The organism is Shewanella carassii, assembly GCF_002777975.1.
GTDB lineage: Bacteria > Pseudomonadota > Gammaproteobacteria > Enterobacterales > Shewanellaceae > Shewanella > Shewanella carassii.
This window is the reverse complement of the sequence record NZ_NGVS01000013.1, coordinates 197,172-218,871: the sequence shown is the minus strand read 5'-3', so window position 1 is coordinate 218,871 and position 21,700 is coordinate 197,172. Positions and strand designations below refer to the sequence as shown.

Genomic DNA, 21,700 nt, shown 5'->3' with positions numbered 1-21,700 from the left:
CTGTGGGGTATTAGAGGGCCAGTTTCGGCTTGCTGTAGTTAAGCCCGCCCCAATGCTCAGGGCAGGCGTAATAGCTCGCCATCAACAGTTCTCTGAGACCAAGATAGGCTTGTTGCAGCAGCGCCATCCAAGCGCTGCGCCAAGACTCCAGCATACCGACCAATTCATTGGGACTGCGCAACATCAGAGGCGTCATACTGCCGCTCAGCAAGAGTAAGCCAAAGCGGTTTTCCAGCATGTCGAGCAGCTGTTCCAGCTCCTGACGCTGGGCCTTAGGTAGCCATTTAAGGGTTTGATTGACCGCATCCAGAGTGCGATTGATGGCATCGACTCTATGCTTGCTAATCTCCGGCAATGCGCCTTCCAACAATACTGGGATCAAGGCGCCGAGCAGAAGGTCATGAGGCTTTTCCCGCTCACTCAAGCTGACGATCTCCTCATCTACATAGAGGCTGACGCCTAACGCCAGCGCCGTTGTTCCCCCCAAAGCCCACAGTAGAAACTGCCGTCTTTGCATGCCTGTCCTCCTGTCATTTCCCTGCACTCGGCTGTGCTGACATCTGTGTTACAATTCGGCCGATAACCAATTAACCACAGCAAAGCGCCCACGGCAATAGGCCATTTTGCATGCGAGATATCATGAGTAGCAGTTTTCGCCCGCCCTGGTGGGCCAAGAGCCCCCATTTTCAAACTATCATTCCAGTGCTGACCAAGGTGGCGGGGTTGCCGCTGCAACGTGAACGGTTGGAACTGGAAGATGGCGACTTTATCGACCTCGACTGGCTCAAAGCGCCTATCCCGGGTAAGCCCTTGTTGGTAATACTGCATGGGCTAGAGGGCAGCGCCGACTCCCACTATATCCGCCGCCTGCTGCGCGAGTGTCAGAAGCGGGGGCTGGCCGCCGTAGTGCACCATCACAGAGGCTGTTCGGGTGAAGACAATCGCCTGGCGCGCAGTTACCACAGCGGTGATACGGCCGATATCAGCCATAGCCTGCAAACCCTAAAGCAGCGCTATCCCCACTCGCCTCTGCTGGCGGTCGGTTACAGCCTCGGCGGCAATGTACTGGCCAAGTACCAGGGAGAATTTGCTGAGAAAAGCCTGCTCAGTCGCGCAGCCGTGGTATCGGCACCGCTGGCGCTGGCATCCTGCGCCAAGCGGCTGGAGAAAGGCTTCTCCAAGGTTTATCAAAGTTATCTCATCCGCCAACTGCAGCAAAAAATGCTGCTGAAACTCGAGCGGGGCAACAGCCAGTTGCCGCTGAATGGCGAAGCCATCAAACGGCTAAACACCTTTTATGATTTCGACCATCAGGTGACGGCACCACTGCACGGTTTCAACGGTGTCGATGACTATTACCAAAAGGCCAGCGCCTTGCCTTTATTGAGCAAGATAGCCAAGCCGACCCTGATTCTGCATGCCGCAGACGACCCGTTTATGACGGACGCCGTAATCCCTTCATTGGCGCATCTGCCCGCCTGCGTCGAGTATGAACTGCATGCCAATGGCGGCCATGTGGGCTTTATCGAGGGCGGCACACCATGGCGACCACGCTATTATCTGGAGCAGCGATTGCTGCGTTATCTAACGGAGTCAACTCATGCTGATACCCTATGAATCCCTGCTGCAACTGCCCAAGGACACCCTGGACAACCTGATTAAGGAATACCTGCTCTCTCAGGTAGAAGATGGCAGCTTCGATGCCTTGGGTGACGAAGCGTTGGAGCAGGCCATCGGCAAGTGCCGCCTGGCGCTCAAGAGCGGGCATTTGCTGGTCGAATTTGGTGAAGACGATGAGTCCATTGCGATCCGCTCCCGCGAGGAGATCATGCGCCGAACTCCACTTACCCATGATTGACCCGCCCCCCTGCATTCCTTTATAAGTAGTTAACCAAAGGTTAACCCACCGATCGTTAGCCCGTGGCTCAAGTTCTTTGAAATAGGTAGGAAAAATGTCTGCAAAACATCCAATTATCGCAGTGACAGGTTCATCGGGTGCCGGAACCACGACTACCACAACCGCCTTCAGTCACATCTTCAGGCAGCTGGGGATCAACGCGGCCATGGTAGAAGGGGACAGCTTTCACCACTATACCCGCGCCGAAATGGAAGTGATGATCCGCAAGGCCAAGGCCGAAAACCGCAACATCAGCTATTTTGGCCCTGAGGCCAATGATTTTGCCCGCTTGGAAAAGTGTTTTGCCGACTATGCCAGCACGGGACAAGGGGAAACCCGCTCCTACCTGCACACCTTCGATGAGGCCGTACCTTACAACCAGATGCCGGGTACCTTTACCCAATGGCGGCCGCTACCGGAAGACACGGATATGCTCTACTACGAGGGGCTGCACGGCGGTGTAGTGACCGGCGAAAGCAATGTTGCCCAACACGTGGATCTCTTGATTGGCATGGTACCCATAGTCAACCTGGAGTGGATCCAAAAGATCATCCGCGATACCTCTGAGCGCGGCCATACCCGTGAAAAAGTGATGGGCTCAATCGTGCGTTCGATGGACGACTATATCAATCACATGACGCCGCAATTCTCCCGCACTCATATCAATTTTCAGCGGGTCCCTACGGTAGATACCTCCAACCCCTTCAGTGCCAAGGATATTCCCAGTCTGGATGAAAGCTTTGTGGTGATCCGCTTTCGCGGCATCAACAATGTCGACTTCCCCTATTATTTGAAGATGATCCAGGGGGCTTTTATGTCCAGAATCAACACCCTGGTCGTACCGGGAGGCAAGATGTCACTGGCAATGGAACTCATTCTAACCCCGCTGATTAAGGATCTGATGGAGAAACGCCAAGCCCTGCTGGAGCAGGATATTGAATAGGCTGGATGCAGATAAATGTGGGCTTCATACTCGATTAAGTTTGATTTAAGTCTAAAGGGGTAAATTACAGCCATCGGGATTTCAGGCGAAATACTGATGGTTGACATACTCTTGGGGATAGATTCCCCCATCTTGATCTGTTTGTTCCCTCGAGTATGTCAACAACCTCATCGGCTTTAGACACCCCCAACTAAGATTCTATATCTCCCATTAATTGACGGTAGATTTGCCGCCGTAATTAATATAGATAAATAGCTTATTTATCTATAACTTAACCCAAAATTAGCGACTGATTGCCGTTGGCCAACCGTTCTCGCTTGTCATGCTTATCTCGTCAATAGTTCGGCGTCAGAATCTGTTAAAACCGCAGGCTCCTCGCTGAACCTACAGAGACTCAACTGGCAAGATATTGCGGCAAAATGTCAGCGGAATATGGCGTTCTAGCGACCCCTTCAACCTCTTACGACTACCCAATAAGTAAGGTAAGTTCTGAGATCGAAAACGGCTGGAAAGTAATTGTTTTATCGCAAAACAAAATACTTTCCAGCCGTTGCTATTTTCTGTTCCCGCTCATCGGTGAAGCCCTTCAAAAACCGACATCCCAGCGGTTTTATCTGGGCTTAGGATCAGGAAATGCGCTCTACCGAGCCACCAAGACCCTTGAACTTATCTTCGATATGTTCATAGCCCCGATCCAGATGATAGATACGGTCCACCACTGTGGTGCCTTCGGCCATCAGTCCGGCAATCACCAAACTGGCCGACGCCCGCAGATCGGTCGCCATCACCTGAGCACCATTGAGCCGCTCAATACCGTGAATGATACAGGTATTGCCTTCCAGCTCCATATTGGCGCCCATACGGTTCAACTCGGGCACATGCATAAAGCGGTTCTCAAAGATGGTTTCCGTGATAGTGCCTGTGCCTTCTGCCAGTGCATTGAGCACACAGAACTGCGCCTGCATATCGGTCGGGAAACCGGGATAAGGCAGAGTCTTGATATTGACTGACTTGGGACGCTTGCCCTTCATGTCCAGGGCTATCCAGTCGCTGCCGGTAAGGATTTCGGCGCCGGCATCTTCCAGCTTGGCCAGCACAGCCTCCAGCGAGCCGGGATCGGCATCCAGACAACGGATCCGGCCACGAGTCACAGCTGCAGCCACCAGGAACGAGCCTGTCTCAATTCTGTCCGGCATCACCCGATAACGGCAACCATTGAGCTTCTCCACCCCCTGGATCCGTATGGTGGCGGTTCCGGCGCCCTCAATCTTGGCCCCCATGGCGATAAGGCACTTGGCCAGGTCCACCACTTCGGGTTCACGGGCGGCGTTTTCAATCACGGTTTCACCGTCGGCCAAGGCCGCGGCCATCAGCAGATTCTCTGTGGCACCAACACTGACCATATCCATAAAGATATGCGCGCCCTTGAGGCGACCATCGACCCGTGCCTTGATATAGCCTTCATCAACTTCTATCTTGGCGCCCATCAGCTCCAGGCCATGCAGGTGCAGGTTCACCGGCCGGGCTCCTATGGCGCAGCCACCCGGCAGAGACACATCCGCCTTACCGAAACGTGCCAGCAAGGGCCCCAGGATCAGAATTGAGGCGCGCATGGTTTTCACCAGATCATAAGGGGCGCAAAACTCATTGATACCGCTGGCATCGATACGTATCTGGCCCTGCCCCAGTTCGGTGACGTCGGCGCCGAGACAGCGTAGCAGCTTACAGCTGGTGCTGACGTCCCTCAGGTTGGGCACATTGGAAACCAGAAACTCCGATTCGGCCAGCACCCCGGCCATCAGGATAGGCAGGGCAGCATTCTTGGCGCCGGAGATCACCACGTTACCGGCAAGCGCACCGCTTGCCTGAATTTTCAGTTTATCCACATTGATACTCTAGGCTGGCATGTTGAAGATTTTTTCACGCTGCCACTGGGTAGGCGTAAAAGTCTTGATACTGAGCGCGTGCATCTCACCACTGGTGATCTTGTCCATCAGGGGCGCATAGATGGCCTGCTGCTGCTTGATACGGCTCATGCCATCGAAACATTCACCCACGGCCACTATCTTGAAATGGCTGCCTTCGGCGCTGACATAGACTTCCGTCAACGAGAGTGAATCCTTTAATATTTGTTCTATCTCTTTGGTATCCATTGGAAACTTACCTAGTTTGGCCCTCTGTGGTAAAGAAGGCATCCAAATCATACAGGGCGATCAACTTACGCACCTGTGGCGAGGGAGAAGCCAGGGTCAGCTCCCCCTTTCTGAGACTGACAAGCTCCATTAGAAACGCCATGCCGGCACTGTCCGAGTATGTCAGCTCGCTGAGATCCAACCGGCGCACATCGTCCGGCAGCAGTGTCTTGCGCGTCTTCCACAAGCGGGCGACCTCTTCTTGAGTCAAACGCCCGCTCAATTTGCAGCTATCGCCCTGTGGCTCCAGCTTCATAGCGCATCCTTGCCTTTAGGGCCATTGGGATCCACGTGAACCTGAGTGCGCTCTTTAAGCATCTCAATCACGGCATCTATGCCCTTTTGGCGAATGAGTGTAGTGACTTCCGATTGCTTGGAGGCCAGCAAGCTGACACCTTCGGCAACCAGGTCGAAGGCCTTCCAGCTGTCGTCCTTCAAACGACGCGCCTTGAACTGCAGCTTGATGGGCGGACGACCCGCTTCAATGATCTGTACATTCACCTCGACTATCTTTTCCTGGCTGAAGTCGATGGCGCGGCCAAATTCCACCTTCTGATTAGTGTACTCGGTAAAAGCCTGGGCATAGGTGGAAACCAGATAGCCCTCAAACGCATCGACAAAGGCATCACGCTGCTCTCTGGTGGTCTGCTGCAAATATTGGCCCATCACCTTGTAAGCGGCGTACTTGTAATCCACATAAGGCATCAACTCCTCTTTAACGATCACCTTGAGGTGATCCGGATTGCTGTCGATGATGCTCTTGTCCTGATGAAAACGATTGAATGTCTTGTCGGCAACCTGCTCCACCATGATATAAGGGTTGCTGGTATCGATATCGGCTGCCTGTGCCACAGTTGCAGACGCCAGGCAGGCGACGGCCAACAGATTACGGATTATCCCTTTAAACATCTCAGTGCTCCTAGTTGTCCTTTGAACCCATGCTATATAAAAACTGCCCAATCAGATCCTCCAGCACCAGCGCCGAACGGGTATCGTCGATGCGATCGCCATCTTGCAAAATCGCGATATCGTCATCCATAAACCCTGGGGTCAGACCGAGGAACTGCTCACCCAGCAGGCCCGAGGTTAAGATAGCCAGGCTGCTGGTTTCGGGAAACTGGTCGTAACGCTTGTCCATGGTCAGGGTCACTACAGGCACCATCTGCTTGGGATCCAGAGTGATCTGACTCACCCGACCGACAACCACACCGCCCACTTTGACCGGCGAACGTACTTTAAGGCCGCCAATATTACTGAACTTGGCCATTAGAGTGTAAGTATTGCTAGAGGATTGCACCTCCACATTGGCCACCTTGTATACCAACAGCAAAAAAGCCACCAGTCCGGCCAACAGGAAGAGCCCCACCATAAATTCAATTTTTCGTGTCAACATAGAGTCACCAGAGTTAATCATCCATTATGCGCCGGCGCCAAAATCAGCGGGCAAACATCAGCGCCGTCAATAAGAAGTCCAGCGCCAATACCGCCAGGCTGGACTGCACCACAGTCTGGGTGGTCGCGCGGCTAATCCCTTCCGGATTAGGCACCACCTGATAACCACGATAGAGAGCTATCCAGGTCACCACTATGGCAAAAACAAAACTTTTAATCAGACAGTTAACTATGTCCTGCCGCCATTCCACCGCGGCCTGCAGAATCGACCAGAAGGCGCCATTGTCTATACCTTTCCATTCGACCCCAACCAGATAACCGCCATAGATACCTACAGTGGTAAACATCAAGGCCAACAGCGGCATGCTGATCACCCCGGCCCAGAAGCGCGGCGCAATCACCTGCCGTAGCGGATCTATCGCCATCATCTCCAAACTGGAGAGCTGCTCTGTGGATTTCATCAACCCCAGTTCAGCGGTCAGGGCCGAACCGGCGCGGCCGGCAAACAGCAAGGCGGTGACCACTGGCCCAAGCTCCCTGAGCAAACTCAGCGCCACCATGGGGCCCAGGCTCTCTTCGGTGCCAAAGTCCACCAGGATGTTGTAGCCCTGTAGCGCCAGCACCATGCCGATAAACAGTCCAGAAACCAAAATGATCACCATGGACTGCACGCCGACGACATACACCTGCTTTATCAGCAGTGGCAAGCCTTTGCGTGGCCGTGGCAGTTGCACCAGGGCACCCCAAAGCATCAATCCGGCCTTGCCGAGCCCAGTCACCAGACTCAGCGCATTGCGGCCAAGATTGGCTATCGAATCAGTCAAGCTCACCGAGCAACTCCTTCTGATAATCCTGCGCCGGATAGTGGAAAGGCACGGGGCCGTCCGGCATACCGTCGATAAACTGCCTCAGCTGTGGATTGTCGGCCTGCCGGAGTTCGACCGGTGTTCCCTGGGCAATGATGCGCTTGTCGGCGATCACATACACATAGTCGGCAATGCTCAGCACTTCGCCCACGTCATGGGAAACCACCACAGAGGTGAGATTCAAAGCATCGGACAGCTCTTTAATCAGCTTCACCAGCACTCCCATGGAGATGGGATCCTGACCGGCAAACGGCTCGTCATACAGCACCATTTCCGGCTCGAGTGCTATGGCACGGGCCAAGGCTGCCCGGCGCTGCATTCCGCCGGAGAGTTCGCTTGGCATCAACTGCGCCGCGCCGCGAAGCCCTACGGCTTCAAGCTTCATCAACACTATGCGGCGGATGATGGCTTCCGGCAGCCCAGAGTGCTCCCTAAGAGCAAAGGCCACGTTATCGAACACATTCATGTCGGTAAAAAGGGCACCGCTCTGGAACAACATGCTCATCCGCTTACGAGCTTCAAACAGCTCGTGGCGGCTCAGCTTGTTAAGATCCTGACCATCGAACAGCACCTCACCGTGATCCGGAGTCAACTGCCCGCCGATGAGCTTCAGCAGCGTGGTCTTGCCTATGCCGCTGGGCCCCATGATGGCAGTGACTTTACCCCTGGGAATCGTGAGGCTTACCTGCTCAAAAATCACCCTCGCCCCACGACTAAAGCCGAGGTTGTTGACCTCGACCAGGGGAGAAGGATTTTGCTGCTTGTTGGATTCCGGCATCAAAATGAAATGGAGACCTTGTCTAGTGGAATTCAAGTTACGGCGCGGTTATTGCGCCACGGCACATAAGGTTCGCCGTTATTAAGGCCCGATACTGCCGCAGGCTTACTGAATTGACGCTGAATGGCGCCCGGTAACCCGCATGGCCAAGCCAAATATAAGCGATAAATTGTACGCAATTGAGGATAAGCGCACAACTGAATCAATAGTATCGCGCCGTGATACTTTCAATTTGTAGCAAATACGGCGAAAATGCACGCCAGAATCCGTAGCTTTATTTACTGCATGTTATTCAATATTTTCTTGCTGCTCGCCGGCTTGTCCGTCCTGGTCTGGAGTGCCGATAAATTCGTTTATGGCGCCGGGGCTTTTGCCCGTAACCTGGGGTTACCCCCCATGTTGATAGGACTGACCATAGTCGCCATGGGCAGTTCGGCTCCAGAGATGTTCGTTGCCGCCAGCGCCTCCATGGCCGGCATGCCTGACACGGCCGTGGGTAATGTGCTGGGCTCCAATGTTGCCAATGTCAGCTTGATCCTGGGTTTAACCGCCCTTCTTGGGGCTATTGCCGTCAGCTCCAAGACTCTGAAGCGGGAGATCCCCATGATGCTGGGCGCCACAGTGCTGGCGGGCTACTTCCTACACGATCAGTATCTCAGCCGCAGCGAAGGAGTTATTTTACTGGCGCTGTTCTTCGGCCTGATGGGCTATCTTATCTGGCATGCGCTGACCAATAAGAATAAGGATCCACTCGCCGATGAAGCCGATGCCGAGATCCCCAAAGATGTGCCCACTGCCAAGGCGGTACTCTGGTTGATCATAGGCTTGGTACTCTTGCCGCTATCGGCGGATTGGATGGTGGACGGCGCAGTCGGCATCGCCAAGTCTTTTGGACTGTCGGATCTGGTTATCGGCCTGACCATTATTGCCGTAGGCACCAGCCTGCCGGAACTGGCGGCCTGTGTGGCCGGTGTACTCAAGAAAGAGGACGACTTGGCCATAGGCAATATTGTCGGCTCCAATCTGTTTAATATTTTAGCGGTACTGGCAATACCCGGCCTTATCGCCCCGGGCGTAATCGATGCCGCGGCGGCCGGACGCGACTTTTATATGGTTTTGGGCACCAGTTGTGCCCTGGCACTCCTGGTGCTGAGCACTGGCAAACAACGTGAACTCAAACGCTGGCACGGTGCCTTACTACTGATAAGCTTCATCGGCTATCAATACAGCCTGTTTCAATCCCACTAGCGATGAAGGGCAAAAAGACGAGAGACAACTATGGCAGAAGCTAAGCAACTGCGCCAATGGGGCCGCAGAGTAATAGATATCGAGAAACAAGCACTGGATAACCTGTACCAGTTTGTTGATTCCCCCGAGTTCGCCCAAGCCTGCGAACTGATCCTCAACTGCAGCGGCAAGGTGATAGTGATGGGGATGGGGAAATCGGGCCATATAGGCAACAAGATTTCTGCCACCCTCGCCAGCACGGGCACCCCGGCATTTTTCGTTCACCCGGGCGAAGCCAGCCACGGCGACCTGGGGGTATTGAGTGAAAACGATATCGTATTGGCTATCTCCAACTCGGGCGAGTCCAGCGAAATTCTGACCCTGATGCCCGTCATCAAGCGCCAGGGGATCCCTATGATCTCCATGACAGGCAAACCTGATTCCACCATGGCCAAACTGGCGCAGCTGCATCTGTGCATCAAGGTGCCGGAAGAAGCCTGCCCGCTGGGGCTGGCGCCCACCTCCAGCACCACGGCCACCCTGGTGATGGGAGATGCCCTGGCGGTCGCGCTGCTGCAGGCCAAGGGCTTTACCAAAGATGACTTTGCCCTGTCGCATCCCGGCGGCGCTTTGGGGCGCAAACTGCTACTCAAGGTCAGCGATGTGATGCACAAAGGCGAAGAGCTGCCGCTGGTCACAGAAGATATCTGTATCACCGATGCCCTGTATGAGATCTCCAAGAAAGGCCTGGGCATGACCGCCGTGGTCAATCAACAGAAGCAGCTCGTGGGTATCTTCACCGATGGTGATTTGAGACGTGTCATAGACGCTGGGGTCAACCTGCGTACCACCAAAATCAGCGATGTGATGACCCGAAATTGCATCACCAGTGGTGACAATATCCTTGCGGCGCAGGCGCTCAAGGTGATGGATGAGAATGACATTAACGGCCTTATCGTCATCAATGGCGCCAATGAGCCGATTGGAGCACTCAATATGCTGGATATGGTCAAGGCGGGGGTTATCTGATGAGTCATCAAGGTTTTTACGGCCCCATAAGCGAAGACAACTGGCAAAGAGCCGCCAAAATCAAACTGCTTATTTGTGATGTCGACGGTGTCTTCTCCGATGGCCGCATCTATATGAGCAACAGCGGCGAAGAGCTGAAGGCCTTTCACACCCGCGATGGCTATGGAGTGCGCTCACTGCTGTCCTGCGGCATTCAGGTGGCGGTGATCACCGGCCGCAAGTCCCAGATAGTCGAAAACCGTATGACGGCCCTGGGGGTAGACAAGATTTATCAAGGCATAGACAACAAGCTGGAGCCCTATGAGGCGCTGCTTAAACATTATGATCTCAAGCCTGAACAAGTGGCCTATATCGGTGACGACATTGTCGACTTGCCGGTGATGAAGCAAGTTGGACTGGCGGTTTGCGTGGCCGATGGCCATCCTTGGGTAAGGCAGCACTGCCACATGGTCACTCAGATTGCCGGTGGCCATGGCGCGCTCCGGGAACTGGCGGATCTTATCCTGCTCAGTCAGGACAAATTTGAAAAAGCCCACGGAATGAGTATATGAATAGGGTCACCCTGGCCATTATTTTGTTTTTCTCCACTGCACTTATCCTTTACTGGCAAGTGCAGAACAAGCGCAACGCTCAACAGAGCGAGGCGCCGGTGGATGTAGTACGACCGGACTTTGTCGCCGATGACCTGCGCTCGGTCAACTTTGATGAGCAGGGCAATGTCGCCAGCAGGGTCGCCGCGGCGCACATGGAACACTATGAAGCCAGTGAAAAGACCTTCTTCAACCAACCGGTTTATCTGGTCTATCCGGACAAGGGCGAAGCGCAGTGGCGCCTGTCTGCCAATGAGGGTAGGCTCAATCGCAAGACTAACCGAGTGGTACTTGAAAATAATGTTATCATCGACGCCATTAGCCCCAATGAACCAATCCAGAGCCTGAAAACCAGTTATGTGGAGCTGGATATGGACACCATGATTATGACCTCAGATCGCGAGATCCTGATCGAAGGCAGAGACTTTAATATCAAGGGATCCGGCCTGTACGCCGATCTCAATGCTCAGCAAGTAAAGCTGACCAGTCAGGTGAAAGGAACCTATGAAACCAAGTAAGTTTTTTATCGGTGCCCTCTTGTGCATCACAAGTCTGTCGGCGATAGCCATCGAAGAAGATCTGCTGCAAAAAGTAGAGATCAGCGCCGCCAATCAGTTTGCCGATATCAAGAACAAGCGCGTGGTATACGGCGGGCCAGTCACAGTCACCCAGGGCAGTTTGAAACTACTGGCCGATGAACTCACGGCTTACACAGAAGACAAGAGCGGCGAGCGGATCCTGGTGGCCAAGGGCTCACCTGCCACCTATACCCAGAAACTGGAAGATGGCCGTCTGGCCAGCGCCAAGGCCAAAGAGATCCACTACAACATAGACAGCCGCATCATGACCTTGATAGGCCAAGCCAAAGTAGAACAGGACGGCAGCGAAGTGACCGCCGAGAAGATAGTCTACGACATCAACAAGCAGCAGCTGGAAGCGGAAAGCAGCGGCAAAGGCCAAGATAGGGTAACCACTGTTATCCAGCCGGAAAACTATCAGGAACTCAACAAAAAAGAACAGCAGCAGGAGCCGCAATGACCAGCACCCTGACGGCACAGAATCTGGCAAAGAGCTACAAGAAGCGCAACGTAGTCAAAGACGTCAGCCTGTCGGTCAATACCGGCCAAATCGTCGGGCTACTGGGCCCCAACGGGGCGGGCAAGACCACCACCTTCTATATGGTGGTCGGGCTGGTACAGAGTGACAAGGGCCGTATCTTTATCGATGAAGACGAGCTGACCCTAGATCCCATGCACCTGCGTGCCCGTAAAGGCATAGGTTATCTGCCACAGGAAGCCAGTATCTTTCGCAAGTTGTCGGTACATGACAACATCATGGCCGTGCTGCAAACCCGTAAGGAGCTCAACAGCGACGAGCGCGAGGAACAGCTCGAACAGCTACTGGAAGAATTCCACATTACCCACATACGTGACAGCCTGGGGATGTCCCTCTCCGGCGGTGAACGCCGCCGAGTGGAAATCGCCCGGGCGCTGGCCGCTAATCCAAGGTTTATTCTGTTGGATGAGCCGTTCGCCGGTGTGGATCCCATCTCAGTTATCGATATCAAAAAAATCATCGAACAGCTTAAGTCCCGCGGTTTAGGGGTGTTGATCACAGACCACAATGTTCGCGAAACACTCGACGTTTGTGAGCGAGCCTACATAGTCAGCCATGGACAGTTGATTGCCGAAGGCACACCCGCTGAAATCTTGGATAACCAACAAGTACGCGCTGTGTACTTAGGCGAACAATTCAGGCTATAGTTAGGATCATGTCATCCGGAGGGAATTCCGGGTATTATAGCCTGTTATTATTGAAATTTTTCATTGAAAAATAACGAGTAGGGATTAGCGGTATAATGAAAGCGTCACTCCAGCTCAAACTGGGTCAACAGTTGACCATGACACCTCAGTTGCAACAGGCCATCCGCCTGCTGCAACTGTCGTCCCTTGAGCTGCAGCAGGAAATTCAGGAAGCCTTGGAAGCCAACCCCCTCTTGGAGATGGCCGAGGACAGCCAGGACGACCCCATTGACGCCCATAAAGAAAACGACAGCAGCGAACTAAGTCCCCAGGAAGTCGATGGCTCCACGGTAGAAACCTCAGAGGCACTGAGCAATGAATCTATGCCGGATGAGCTGCCTATGGATACCACCTGGGATGAAGTCTTTACCGCTGCCAGTGCCTCAGGGCCGGCCATGGGCCGTGAAGATGACATGCCCTTCCAGGGAGAAACCAGCGAAGGTCTCTACGAACACCTGGAGTGGCAAAAGAACCTGACTCCGTTTTCCGATACCGACGACGCCATTGCCACCGCCATCATAGATGCCATCGACGAACAGGGCTATCTGACCCAGAGCACAGAGGAGATCCTCGAAGCCATGGGCAACCCTGAGATTGAACTCGATGAAGTCGAGGCGGTACTCAAGCGGATCCAGCACTTCGATCCTGTCGGCATCGCCTCCAGAGATCTGCGCGAATGCCTGCTGATCCAGTTGCAGCAGTTCAACGCCGACACCCCACATCTGGCCAATGCCCGCTTGTTGATTGACGAACACCTGGATCTCATTGCCGCCCGTGACTTCCGCACCCTGATGCGCAAGACCAAACTCAAGGAAGATCAACTGCGTGACGCCATCAACCTGATTCAGAGTCTCAATCCCCGTCCCGGCTTGCTGGTGCAGCCGATGGACGAAGAATATGTGATCCCGGATGTTAGCGTCTGGAAGAAAAATGGCCGCTGGGTCGTGGAACTCAACCCGGACTGTATGCCCAAACTCGGGATCAACCAGCAGTATGCTGCCATGGCCCGCAGTGCCCGCAGCCAATCAGACAGCCAGTTTATTCGTGGCCATCTTCAGGAAGCCAAATGGTTTATCAAGAGCCTGGAGAGCCGCAACGACACCCTGCTCAAGGTGGCCAACTGCATAGTGCAGTTCCAGCAGGGATTTTTCGAATATGGTGAAGAGGCCATGAAACCCATGGTGCTCAACGATATCGCCGAGGCGGTCGAGATGCATGAATCGACCATCTCCAGGGTCACCACTCAAAAGTATATGCATACCCCCAGGGGAATATTTGAATTGAAGTACTTCTTCTCCAGCCATGTCGGTACCGAAGATGGCGGAGAATGCTCTTCCACGGCGATCAGGGCTTTTATCAAGAAGCTCGTGGCAGCGGAAAACCAGAAGAAGCCCTTAAGCGACAGCAAGATGGCGCAGCTTCTGGCAGAACAGGGAATCAACGTTGCAAGACGCACCATAGCCAAGTATCGCGAGGCTATGATGATACCACCGTCGAACCAGCGTAAGAGTTTATAAATCCACAGTTGGAATTTGGAGGAATATTTCTATGCAAATCAACCTGACAGGACATCACATCGAGATCACCGACTCACTACGTGACTACGTGGAAAGTAAGTTTTCGAAACTTGAACGCCATTTCGAACAGATCAATAATGTGCACGTTGTGCTCAATGTACAAAAAATGCAACAGATTGCCGAAGCCAAGATCCACCTCAATGGCGGCGAAGTCTATGCTACTTCTGAACATGCCGACATGTATGCCGCCATCGACGTTCTGATTGATAAATTGGATCGTCAGGTCATTAAACACAAAGAAAAGCTGACAAAACACTAACGATGGAACTGAGTACCATCCTGCGGCCGGAGTGCACCACCTGTGCCACTCCGGGCAGTAAGAAAAAGGTACTGGAGCTGATTAGCGATCTCGCCAGCGCCCAGTACCCCACCCTTTCCTCTCAAGCGATTTTTGAAAGCCTATTGGCCCGCGAAAAGATGGGGAGCACAGGTATAGGTAATGGTATTGCGATTCCGCATGGCCGGCTGCCTGATATCACAGAGCCGATTGCCGTGCTGGTCAAATGCGAAGAGCCTATCGCCTTCGATGCCATAGACAACCAGCCGGTGGACATACTGTTCGCCCTCCTGGTGCCCGCCGAACAATGCCAGCAACACCTGAGTACTCTATCCGCCATGGCTGAAAAGCTCAGCGACAAGGCGATACTCAAGCAGTTGCGTAAATCCAGCGATGCAACCGAACTCTACCAGGTGATCACAGGATGAAACTCGCGATAGTCTCAGGCCGCTCCGGTTCCGGAAAATCCGTTGCCCTCAGGGTACTCGAAGACCTGGGTTACTACTGTGTGGATAATCTGCCCCTGCCCATGATAGGCAGCCTGTTGGATAACCTCCGCGGCAGCAATGATCTGGTTGCCATCAGCATAGATGTGCGCAATATGCCGGATCAGGAAAAGGTGCTTGAACAGCAGTTGGCAGCCTTGCCGGAAAACACCCAACTGACCAGCTTCTTCCTCAACGCCTCCGATAAAGTGCTGCTGAAGCGCTACAGCGAAACACGCAGACTGCACCCCCTATCCAAGAGCAAAGTCTCACTACAGGACGCCATCAAGCTCGAAGGTAAGCTGCTGGAGCCTATGTCAAAACTAGTGGATCACTACATAGATACCTCAGTCATGAATATCTATGAACTCAGTGATACTGTGCGGGAAATTCTGCTTGGCAGTGTCGATAAAGAACTGGTGATCAACTTTGAATCCTTCGGCTTCAAGCACGGTATGCCTCAGGAAGCCGACTTCATGTTTGATGTGCGCTTTCTGCCCAACCCTCACTGGGAGCCGGCGCTCAGACCACTGACCGGGCTGGATGAACCTGTGCAGGAGTTTCTCAGCCGCCAGCCACTAGTAAACAAGTTCATCTGGCAGATAGAAAATCTACTGGAAACCTGGCTGCCGCACCTTGAACGCAACAACCGCAGTTACCTCACCATAGCCATAGGCTGCACCGGCGGCCAGCATAGATCTGTCTATGTTGCCGAGCAGCTCGCCAAACGTTTTGGCAATAGCAAACACAAGGTACAGGCTCGTCACCGGGAGCTGAGCAATGGCAAAGGTTGAACGGGAAATCACCATAGTCAATAAACTGGGCCTGCACGCCCGCGCTGCCACTAAACTAGCGGTACTGGCAAGTGAATTCGAAGCCGATATCACCCTGATCCAAGGTAAGAAAAAAGCCTCGGCCGCCAGTGTGCTTGGGCTCCTGATGCTGGAAACCGGCCAAGGCAAGAAGATTCGCCTCATCGCCGAAGGCCCGGATGCCGAACCCGCGATGGACGCTATCTGCGCCCTGATCAACGCCCGTTTCGACGAAGCCAGCTAAAGCCTTAGCGTCACACTCTTTGTTTCTATAACTCCCCGGTCTTGATGTAAAATACCCTCGCTTTGCATAACGGGGGGAACTGCATGCCAATAGAAGCGCTCGACCAAGAGCTGACAGAACAACGTCTTACTCAACTGAACCAAGCTCTTGGCAGTGGTATGTTTGTGCACGTGCGCGACATGCTGCAGCGGATGACGGCTTCAGATATCGCCTTTATTCTCGAATCTTCACCGCCGCGTACCCGTCAGGTACTCTGGCAACTGGTGGATCAGGAGCAGAGCGGCGAGATCCTCGAAGAGCTGGGTGAAGATATGAAAGACCAGCTGATCAGCCTGATGAGTCCTGAGCGTTTGGCGCGAGCGACCGCCGGTATGGATACCGATGACCTGGCCTATGTATTGCGAAGCCTGCCGGACACCCTCTACAAACAGGTACTGCACTCCATGAGTGCCCAGGACAGGGCCAGGGTCGAACAGGCGCTCTCCTATCCGGAAGACAGTGCCGGCAGCCTGATGAACACAGATACCGTCACTCTGAGGCCGGACGTCAATGTCGATGTGGTACTGCGTTATCTGCGTCAAAGAGGCGAGCTTCCTGAAGCCACTGATACCCTCTATGTGGTGGACAGGCGCGATATATTACTCGGTGGCGTCAAGCTCTCCAGCCTACTGACCTGCGATCCGACTGCCGGGATCCGCGACATCATGGATCCCGAGCTTGAGAGCATTCCCGTCACCATGTCAGACAATGATGTGGCTCAGTTGTTTGAACGACACGACTGGGTTTCTGCGCCAGTGGTCGATAGCGAAGGCCATCTGCTTGGACGGATCACTATCGATGATGTGGTGGATGTTATCCGTGAAGACGCCGAACACTCCATGATGGGGATGGCGGGAATGGACGATGATGAAGACACTTTCGGCCCTGTGTTCAAGAGTGCTATTCGCCGCTCTTTGTGGCTGACTTTCAACCTGTTTGCCGCCCTACTGGCCGCCTCGGTCAGTAATATGTTTGAAGGCACACTGGAAAAATTTGCCACCATAGCGATTCTGATGACCATAGTGCCCAGCATGGGCGGCGTTGCCGGTAACCAGACGCTGGCACTGGTGATCCGCGGTATCGCCCTCGGTCACATAGGTCAAAGCAACTCCCGCTGGCTTATCGGCAAGGAGTTGGCCATCGGCTTTCTCAACGGCCTGTTGTGGTCGGCGCTGGTATTCACCGCCGTGTGGATCTGGAAAGGCGATCTGGCGCTCGGCGCCCTTATTGGCGGCGCCATGTTGATCAATATGACGGTAGCCGGTCTCGCCGGGGCCAGCATCCCTTTAATACTGAAAAAACTCAATGTGGATCCTGCACTGGCCGGCGGCATGGTGCTGACCACTGTGACGGATGTGATAGGCCTGTTCGCCTTCCTGGGGTTGGCGACTCTCGTTTTAATGGGCTGAGGCTCCAGCATTGATGAGTCTGAGATCGGGTTTCAATGAACCCGACTCAGGTTTGCATGGCAAAAATGAGAGTGAATCGACTCGCTCTCTATCCGCCGAAGCGGCGACACTGACGCTGACCTCAATCGGTAAACCAAAGTATCTTGGGTTCCTCCAGCTCACAGAAGACAGAGACACACTCCCTTCGAGTCACCAGCAGATATTCTTGTAAATCAAGGTTGGTACTGGCCATAAAGCCGCTGCGACTGGTTTCTTGGCGGAACCAACCACCGTTGGAGATCTGAAACAACCAACCATTGGAGAGACTGCATTCGGTCCAGAACTCCATCAGATCGCCTTCATCGAGAACCCGAAAGCCAACAACAGAACCAAAATGTACCGTGGCCTGGCGGCCTTCAACACTCACTTCAACATCCAAGCCCTGACTGTCGTAGCCTAGACGGATCAATCCCACTTCATCGCCGAGATAATCTGTCGCTATCGGTAAGCCTTTGGTTTCGAGCATGCTTCCCCCAAGCAAGAACACAAAGCCCTACTTTAGAAGGGGAACAATTGCAGATGCAAGCATATTTGGATAAAAATCAGACAAGCATCCAAGAAAGGCACGGAGACGTCACGAGAAACATATCCGTACCTGAATGAAAGTTTGTTTAAGGTTTCAGCGGTGCTTCGAAGCCGTAAGAGGCCAGGATGGATTGCCCCTTGGGAGACAGAATATACATGGCCAGCGGCCAAGCGGCAGAGTCGGCTTTATCCAGCACCAGCATGCCATAATTGGCACCCACTGCCAGCGACTCGGGCAACGCCACTATCTTAAGCTCAGGCACTTCTTTCTTGGCCAAAACAGCGTTGGTGCAGTAGGTTAAAAATACATCCGCCCGTTTGTTGGCCATCACCCAGCCATAGGGGTTTTTGCCTTTAGGAGGTTTGGCACTGTCGGCGCCACCGGTCAATTGCAGGGCCTTGGCCGCCAATTTAGCCTGGCTACCGGGCTTGATAGCTTCGGCGCGGTCAAACACCTTGAAGGCATAGTCACCGGCGGGGTCGGCCTTGGGAGTGGAGGTGCCCAGCTTGATTTTGCTGTCCAGCAGAGTATCCAACATGTTTTCAGTCGTCAGCGGAACATTATCTTGCGCCAAGGCGCACAGGCGGTTACGGGCAAACATCACCACAGGCGCGCCCTTGCCTTCCTGCATCAGTTTCTGTGGATGCTTCATATTGGCCGACGCAAACAGGTCGACCTTCTCGCCCTCTTCAATTCGGCCTCTGAGCAAGCCTGAAGGGGCAAACTGGGCATTGACCTTAACGCCGCCATCGGCCTGATAACTGGCGATAACATCCGTCATGGCGGTCTTCAAACTTCCCGCGGCCCTGAACTCAAGATCCGCCGCCTGAGAGAAGGCAGGCAGTAACAGGGCGAGTAAGCAGACACTCTTTTTCATTTATTTTTCTCCGGTGTATAAGATACAGATGCCGCTAAACTCAACCAAAGCGCGTCACAAATCAACGCACTACGGCAAAACTTGTCATAAATTCCCCTCAAGATCACGCCACCTGACAGGGAAAACCGGAGAAAGGGACAATTTGACCCAATAAAAAGGGCCGCCTAAGCGACCCTAAGACTTAAAATCTTAGCCTAGCGGACTAAGAATAATCTCTACCCGACGGTTCTGTGCCCGTCCCTGAGGGGTGGCATTGGAAGCGATTGGGCTGGCTTCACCTCGGCCCTGAGTCAGCACTCGCTGTCCGGATACACCTTTACGGATCAAGTAATTACCTACTTCGCTTGCACGAACCTGTGACAATCTCAGGTTGTAAGACTCAGAGCCGCTGCTGTCGGTATAACCCACCACATTCAGCTGAGTCTTGTCATATTCCTTGGCCACCAGCACTACGCTGTCCAATACCCGCATGGCACCACTGCTGAGATCTGTCTTGTCGACCTGGAAAGTCACTTCATTGGGCATGTTGAGCACTATGGTATCGCCCACCCGGGTCACACTGACACCGGTAGAAGCCAGCTGCTGACGCAGCTTGGTTTCCTGTACATCCATGTAATAGCCGATACCACCGCCTAAGGCTGCACCGGATGCGGCTCCTATCAGGGCGCCCTTGCCCCTGTCACTCTTACTGGAGGAGGCCACACCTATGGCTGCGCCGGCTACGGCACCTATCAGCGCTCCGTTGGTCGCCTTGGCGGTCTGTTGTTCATTGGTATAAGGATTCACTGTAGTACAGCCAGTTGCCAGCAATGCCAGCAACAGAGGAGCTGTCAGAAAAGCGCGCTTTTTCATGTTATTTTTCCTTCGTCTGCTTGTTCCAATCTAAGCGGAACCTACCTGGCGCCAAAGTATATAGCAGCGCTTCAAGCAGACAATCCCCCGGAGGCCATAGAGACAACAAATCCGCACGGCGTTCAGCACGGATTCAGTCAAATCTGACTTTCTCCCCCCGGATTGTCAGCCAAGTGTCATGGCGCTGACATCAAATAAAGTCCCAAAATAGAGCAGACTGCACTCTATTGGGGGGCGCCAGACAGATACACCCGATCATGAAATGAATCAATTTTCTTTTATATCAACATATTAAAAGAAGATTAAAAATTGGCATGTTTCTTACATACCTATAAAGCAGTATTCCACTGTTCAGGAGTCATGATGAAAACACTGATGAAAATGCGCGACAGTTGGCATTCGCTCTGGCATGGCCTCAAGCAATTGGGCTACAGCCAATGGGATGTGGAATAGCAGAGCTGGAATAACCGCTCTGGAAAACCATTCTTGAACCATCAGGGAGGCGGTATGGAAATTAACGAGCAGAAACTGCGACAGCAAGCCATTAAAGAAGTGACCCAAAACGGCAGGCTCATGTTTGACGTTGCCCGTCAGCATGGGATCTCCACCAAACAGGTTTATCAGTGGCTGGCGCAGAATGAAGCGGCTGGCAGACCCAAACAATCCCGGCTGATGGGAGAACTGCAGCAACTGCAGCAGCGCATTCGTCAGTTGAGCCAGGAGTTTACCCTAATCCGTTAAAGTTTCGACAGGAGCGAACCTGACATACAGTTATCGCCCCCAACGATAAAAAATGTACATATAACAACGATAAAGCGCTACATTTTTAAGGTTCGTTCCTGTCATTTTATTGCCGTTACTGGCCGCTTAGACGCTTGCCAAATGAGATGGCATAAGCCGCGGATCTCAGCCGCAGCACAGGGTCATCACTGGCGGCAATCCCTTTACTGAGCACATTGGGATCAAAATTCAGCTTGTCGCAGGCCGAAGCCGCAACCGAGTCTATGCTCAGGCGCCCGAGAGTGACTCTGGGTCGGTTCTCCGGCCACTGCTGTGAAGGGTCCAGCAAGGGATCCCCCTCCTCAGCCAGGGTCAGCTTAAGCTCAAACTGAGCCGGTCCTGTTTTCAGCCTCTGCATCAACCTGTCCTGCAGAAAATCATTCGGCAACTTCGCCATTTCGGCATCCGTCAATGGTTGCTCCCCGTCCACAGGCCAAAGCTCCCAACGGCCAAAGCGCTTTTGCTGGCCTTCGTTACCAAAAATAAAGCTGTGAATGCCAAAGTAGTTGACCGAGGTATAGGCCGCCGGTGGATTGTGCTGCTTAAGCCACTGCCCCTGGCGGGCGGCATCCGGATGTTGCTGCAGATAGCGTGCAACCGCGCCGGTTTCCCCCTCACGCTGAGCCAATGACGCGCGCAGCAAGCCAAGAAAACTGTCGGGATCTTTCCCCGGAAACACAGGCGTGGTCAACCCGGCCAACTGATGCACCTGCCCGTCCGGCAGTTCGATGCGTACGCCTATCCCCCTTGGGCTGCGACTGGTATCGGCCACAAAAGGATCGCCACCCGCCATGGAAAAACGCACCTGAGCGGGCAGTGCCTGCTCTGTGGCAAACAGAGATAGTTCCTTGAGCCATGGCACCTCTGCACTTGGCCGGAAACTGCCAATGGTGCAGATTCCCTTGGCATGCCCCTTGCGCTCTCCCGGATGTTGACCGGAAAGCGCTTCAAATACCTGGATAAAATCATTTGCCTGAGCCGCCATTACCGAACTGGAGCCCAAAGCCCCCAACTGAGCTCCCAAGAGCAATAACGCAGGCCAAACCGATACTCTCATGCTTACTCCC

28 protein-coding genes are annotated in these 21,700 nt (G+C 53.6%); 16 read left to right on the top strand and 12 right to left on the bottom strand.

Going from position 1 to position 21,700, the window contains the following annotated elements:
* Positions 1-10: 10 nt before the first annotated feature.
* Positions 11-517 (bottom strand): TAT leader-containing periplasmic protein, encoded by a 507-nt coding sequence (locus tag CBE72_RS08545; protein ID WP_100143166.1) that lies wholly within the window; start codon positions 515-517, stop codon positions 11-13.
* A 122-nt stretch (positions 518-639) separates the two neighbouring features.
* Here CBE72_RS08545 and CBE72_RS08540 point away from each other — a divergent pair, with 122 nt between their 5' ends.
* The 3 genes from CBE72_RS08540 to CBE72_RS08530 all read left to right on the top strand — a co-directional run bounded on the left by CBE72_RS08540 (position 640) and on the right by CBE72_RS08530 (position 2,840).
* Entirely contained in the window at positions 640-1,617 is a 978-nt protein-coding gene (locus CBE72_RS08540; protein ID WP_100143181.1) for a hydrolase, read from the top strand.
* The gene (locus CBE72_RS08535) at positions 1,601-1,858 is read left to right on the top strand and encodes a YheU family protein (protein ID WP_100143165.1); all 258 of its coding nucleotides are present in this window, start codon (positions 1,601-1,603) and stop codon (positions 1,856-1,858) included. The genes CBE72_RS08540 and CBE72_RS08535 overlap by 17 nt, the downstream gene beginning before the upstream one ends.
* A gap of 94 nt (positions 1,859-1,952) precedes the next feature.
* Positions 1,953-2,840, top strand: coding sequence for a phosphoribulokinase (locus tag CBE72_RS08530; protein WP_100143164.1), 888 nt, complete (start codon positions 1,953-1,955; stop codon positions 2,838-2,840).
* 626 nt (positions 2,841-3,466) lie between these two features.
* Here the strand turns inward: CBE72_RS08530 and murA are convergent.
* Genes murA through mlaF form a run of 7 tightly spaced genes read right to left on the bottom strand, consistent with a single transcriptional unit; the run spans position 3,467 to position 8,068 of the window.
* A complete protein-coding gene (gene murA / locus CBE72_RS08525) occupies positions 3,467-4,726 on the bottom strand; it encodes a UDP-N-acetylglucosamine 1-carboxyvinyltransferase (protein ID WP_100143163.1) in 1,260 nt (419 codons plus the stop codon).
* Positions 4,727-4,735: 9 nt separating this feature from the next.
* Entirely contained in the window at positions 4,736-4,993 is a 258-nt protein-coding gene (locus CBE72_RS08520) for a BolA family protein (protein WP_025012084.1), read from the bottom strand.
* Between the two features lie 7 nt (positions 4,994-5,000).
* Positions 5,001-5,288 (bottom strand): STAS domain-containing protein, encoded by a 288-nt coding sequence (locus CBE72_RS08515; protein WP_062793920.1) that lies wholly within the window; start codon positions 5,286-5,288, stop codon positions 5,001-5,003.
* Positions 5,285-5,941 carry an MlaC/ttg2D family ABC transporter substrate-binding protein gene (locus CBE72_RS08510; protein ID WP_100143162.1) on the bottom strand — a complete coding sequence of 219 codons (657 nt, stop codon included), beginning with the start codon at positions 5,939-5,941 and terminating at the stop codon, positions 5,285-5,287. Before CBE72_RS08510 ends, CBE72_RS08515 begins: the two co-directional genes overlap by 4 nt.
* A 10-nt stretch (positions 5,942-5,951) precedes the next feature.
* Positions 5,952-6,425 (bottom strand): outer membrane lipid asymmetry maintenance protein MlaD, encoded by a 474-nt coding sequence (gene mlaD / locus CBE72_RS08505; protein ID WP_100143180.1) that lies wholly within the window; start codon positions 6,423-6,425, stop codon positions 5,952-5,954.
* A 43-nt stretch (positions 6,426-6,468) separates the two neighbouring features.
* Positions 6,469-7,254, bottom strand: a complete 786-nt coding sequence (gene mlaE / locus CBE72_RS08500) for a lipid asymmetry maintenance ABC transporter permease subunit MlaE (protein ID WP_100143161.1) — start codon at positions 7,252-7,254, stop codon at positions 6,469-6,471.
* Positions 7,241-8,068 carry a phospholipid ABC transporter ATP-binding protein MlaF gene (gene mlaF / locus CBE72_RS08495; protein ID WP_100143160.1) on the bottom strand — a complete coding sequence of 276 codons (828 nt, stop codon included), beginning with the start codon at positions 8,066-8,068 and terminating at the stop codon, positions 7,241-7,243. Before mlaF ends, mlaE begins: the two co-directional genes overlap by 14 nt.
* A 285-nt stretch (positions 8,069-8,353) precedes the next feature.
* Here mlaF and CBE72_RS20310 point away from each other — a divergent pair, with 285 nt between their 5' ends.
* The 12 genes from CBE72_RS20310 to mgtE all read left to right on the top strand — a co-directional run bounded on the left by CBE72_RS20310 (position 8,354) and on the right by mgtE (position 17,559).
* A complete protein-coding gene (locus CBE72_RS20310; RefSeq protein ID WP_188726022.1) occupies positions 8,354-9,316 on the top strand; it encodes a calcium/sodium antiporter in 963 nt (320 codons plus the stop codon).
* 30 nt (positions 9,317-9,346) lie between these two features.
* Positions 9,347-10,324 (top strand): KpsF/GutQ family sugar-phosphate isomerase, encoded by a 978-nt coding sequence (locus tag CBE72_RS20305; RefSeq protein ID WP_188726021.1) that lies wholly within the window; start codon positions 9,347-9,349, stop codon positions 10,322-10,324.
* A complete protein-coding gene (gene kdsC, locus CBE72_RS08485) occupies positions 10,324-10,875 on the top strand; it encodes a 3-deoxy-manno-octulosonate-8-phosphatase KdsC (protein WP_100143159.1) in 552 nt (183 codons plus the stop codon). The genes CBE72_RS20305 and kdsC overlap by 1 nt, the downstream gene beginning before the upstream one ends.
* Complete coding sequence (lptC, locus tag CBE72_RS08480) at positions 10,872-11,432, top strand: LPS export ABC transporter periplasmic protein LptC (RefSeq protein WP_100143158.1); 561 nt, start codon at positions 10,872-10,874, stop codon at positions 11,430-11,432. The genes kdsC and lptC overlap by 4 nt, the downstream gene beginning before the upstream one ends.
* Positions 11,419-11,952: a lipopolysaccharide transport periplasmic protein LptA gene (gene lptA / locus CBE72_RS08475; RefSeq protein WP_100143157.1), complete on the top strand. Its 534-nt coding sequence runs from the start codon at positions 11,419-11,421 to the stop codon at positions 11,950-11,952. The genes lptC and lptA overlap by 14 nt, the downstream gene beginning before the upstream one ends.
* The gene (gene lptB / locus CBE72_RS08470) at positions 11,949-12,677 is read left to right on the top strand and encodes an LPS export ABC transporter ATP-binding protein (RefSeq protein ID WP_100143156.1); all 729 of its coding nucleotides are present in this window, start codon (positions 11,949-11,951) and stop codon (positions 12,675-12,677) included. The genes lptA and lptB overlap by 4 nt, the downstream gene beginning before the upstream one ends.
* A gap of 95 nt (positions 12,678-12,772) precedes the next feature.
* Complete coding sequence (locus tag CBE72_RS08465) at positions 12,773-14,233, top strand: RNA polymerase factor sigma-54 (protein ID WP_100143155.1); 1,461 nt, start codon at positions 12,773-12,775, stop codon at positions 14,231-14,233.
* Positions 14,234-14,264: 31 nt separating this feature from the next.
* Positions 14,265-14,552, top strand: coding sequence for a ribosome hibernation promoting factor (gene hpf / locus CBE72_RS08460; RefSeq protein WP_100143154.1), 288 nt, complete (start codon positions 14,265-14,267; stop codon positions 14,550-14,552).
* A gap of 2 nt (positions 14,553-14,554) precedes the next feature.
* Entirely contained in the window at positions 14,555-14,998 is a 444-nt protein-coding gene (ptsN, locus tag CBE72_RS08455; RefSeq protein WP_100143153.1) for a PTS IIA-like nitrogen regulatory protein PtsN, read from the top strand.
* Positions 14,995-15,849 carry an RNase adapter RapZ gene (gene rapZ / locus CBE72_RS08450; RefSeq protein ID WP_100143152.1) on the top strand — a complete coding sequence of 285 codons (855 nt, stop codon included), beginning with the start codon at positions 14,995-14,997 and terminating at the stop codon, positions 15,847-15,849. The genes ptsN and rapZ overlap by 4 nt, the downstream gene beginning before the upstream one ends.
* On the top strand, positions 15,836-16,111 hold the full coding sequence (locus CBE72_RS08445) for an HPr family phosphocarrier protein (RefSeq protein ID WP_100143151.1): 276 nt from the start codon (positions 15,836-15,838) through the stop codon (positions 16,109-16,111). Before rapZ ends, CBE72_RS08445 begins: the two co-directional genes overlap by 14 nt.
* Before the next feature lie 83 nt (positions 16,112-16,194).
* Entirely contained in the window at positions 16,195-17,559 is a 1,365-nt protein-coding gene (gene mgtE, locus CBE72_RS08440) for a magnesium transporter (protein WP_100143150.1), read from the top strand.
* A 121-nt stretch (positions 17,560-17,680) separates the two neighbouring features.
* On the opposite strand, the gene CBE72_RS08435 is transcribed toward mgtE, so the two are convergent.
* The 3 genes from CBE72_RS08435 to CBE72_RS08425 all read right to left on the bottom strand — a co-directional run bounded on the left by CBE72_RS08435 (position 17,681) and on the right by CBE72_RS08425 (position 19,853).
* A complete protein-coding gene (locus CBE72_RS08435) occupies positions 17,681-18,064 on the bottom strand; it encodes a hypothetical protein (RefSeq protein WP_100143149.1) in 384 nt (127 codons plus the stop codon).
* A 145-nt stretch (positions 18,065-18,209) separates the two neighbouring features.
* Positions 18,210-19,001 (bottom strand): molybdate ABC transporter substrate-binding protein, encoded by a 792-nt coding sequence (locus CBE72_RS08430; protein WP_100143148.1) that lies wholly within the window; start codon positions 18,999-19,001, stop codon positions 18,210-18,212.
* 189 nt (positions 19,002-19,190) lie between these two features.
* Positions 19,191-19,853: a YiaD family glycine zipper/OmpA-like lipoprotein gene (locus CBE72_RS08425; RefSeq protein WP_100143147.1), complete on the bottom strand. Its 663-nt coding sequence runs from the start codon at positions 19,851-19,853 to the stop codon at positions 19,191-19,193.
* Positions 19,854-20,360: 507 nt separating this feature from the next.
* Between CBE72_RS08425 and CBE72_RS08420 the strand changes: the two genes are divergently transcribed.
* Positions 20,361-20,594, top strand: a complete 234-nt coding sequence (locus CBE72_RS08420) for a transposase (protein WP_100143146.1) — start codon at positions 20,361-20,363, stop codon at positions 20,592-20,594.
* A gap of 115 nt (positions 20,595-20,709) precedes the next feature.
* On the opposite strand, the gene CBE72_RS08415 is transcribed toward CBE72_RS08420, so the two are convergent.
* Complete coding sequence (locus CBE72_RS08415; protein ID WP_100143145.1) at positions 20,710-21,690, bottom strand: catalase family peroxidase; 981 nt, start codon at positions 21,688-21,690, stop codon at positions 20,710-20,712.
* Positions 21,691-21,700 lie beyond the last annotated feature (10 nt).